The organism is Rhabdochromatium marinum (assembly GCF_016583795.1).
In the GTDB taxonomy this organism is placed as follows: Bacteria; Pseudomonadota; Gammaproteobacteria; order Chromatiales; family Chromatiaceae; genus Rhabdochromatium; species Rhabdochromatium marinum.
This window is the reverse complement of record NZ_NRRS01000168.1, coordinates 1-1,375: the sequence shown is the minus strand read 5'-3', so window position 1 is coordinate 1,375 and position 1,375 is coordinate 1. Positions and strand designations below refer to the sequence as shown.

At 64.9% G+C, this 1,375-nt stretch carries 1 protein-coding gene; it reads left to right on the top strand.

The genetic code is table 11. The annotated features are described in order from the left end of the window. Nucleotides 1–167 precede the first annotated feature (167 nt). Nucleotides 168–1,244, top strand: coding sequence for an IS66 family transposase (gene tnpC, locus CKO36_RS19055; RefSeq protein ID WP_242469751.1), 1,077 nt, complete (start codon nucleotides 168–170; stop codon nucleotides 1,242–1,244). The last annotated feature ends 131 nt before the right edge of the window (nucleotides 1,245–1,375 follow it).

Genomic DNA, 1,375 nt, shown 5'->3' with positions numbered 1-1,375 from the left:
CACCAGTCTCCCGACCAGAGCGTCGCTATCCGCCAGAGGCGCAACACGCGATACGGGTGGGTGGCTAGCCCTTACCCGACCGGGACTTTCACCCGGCAAGAAGCGCCAAGCTTCGCTTGGCGCACTAGCGTTCATAAGTCGCCGATTTGACAAGGGAATCTGGTATAATGCTGGGCATGTCCAGTACCGCTCAGACTCTCCCCGACGCTCCCGCCGAACTGCGGGCGATCATCGCCCAGTTGACGGCGCAATTGGCCGAGGCGGACCGTGAGCGCGGGGTTCAGGAGCAGCGCATCGCGCAGCTGCTCGAGACCATCGAGCTGCTCAAGCGCAAGCGTTTCGGGCGCAGCACCGATCAGGTCCCGGACAGCCAGCTGCGCCTGTTCGACGAAACCGAACTCGAGGCGCTCATCGGCGAACTCGAGGCCGAGCGGCCTGTGGCCCCAACGCCGGACAGCGCCAAGGACAAGACGGAGCCGACCAAGCGCCAACCCGTGCGCCGTCCTCTGCCGAGTCATCTGCCCCGCGTCGAGCGTCTGCTCGATCTCGGCGAGGACGAGAAGGCCGCAATGGGGGAGGACTGGAGCTTCATCGGCTATGACACCTCCGAGCAATTGGCCATCCTGCCGCGCCAGACCTACGTCATCGTCTACAAGCGTGCCAAATACGTCGCACGCGACGACAGCGTCGCCGGTGCCGAGGTCGGGGTCAAGATCGCCCCGCGTCCCGAACAGATCATCCCCAAGTCGATCGCCCACAGCTCACTGCTGGCGGGGATCGTCACCGCCAAGTTCGTCGATGCCCTGCCGCTGTATCGCCAACAAAAGATCTTCGAGCGTGAGGGCATCGACCTGAGCCGCCAGACCATGGCCGGGCTGCTAATCCAGCTCAACGCACCGCTCGCCCCGATCGCCGCTGCGCTCAAGGCCCTGCTGCGCCAAGGCACGGTGGTCCACGTCGACGAAACGCCAGTGCAGGTGCTCCGCGAGCCCGGGCGCGACAACACCCAGACCTCCTACATGTGGGTATTCTGCGGGGGGCCGCCTGGACAGCCGGTGCGCTGGTTCGCGTATGCCGACAGCCGCGCGGCCTGCGTGCCCAAGGGCGTTCTGCTCGAGGATCCAGCCCAGGCGGGCGGGACGGATCCACCGCCAAGGTTCTATCTGCAGTCCGATGGCTACAGTGCCTACGGCGTCGTGGCCAATGCCCCCGAGGTGATCGGCCAGGGTGCGGCCTTTGAATAATGTCATCACCCGAAACAGGCGGCACCGAATTGATCAATTCGCTGCCAAAATTGTTGCCAGCGCCCGGTCGTTTGGCTCAGCGCCCGCAGGCTGAGTACAATCCCGGCGCCTTTGGTTTTCCAGCGCATGCC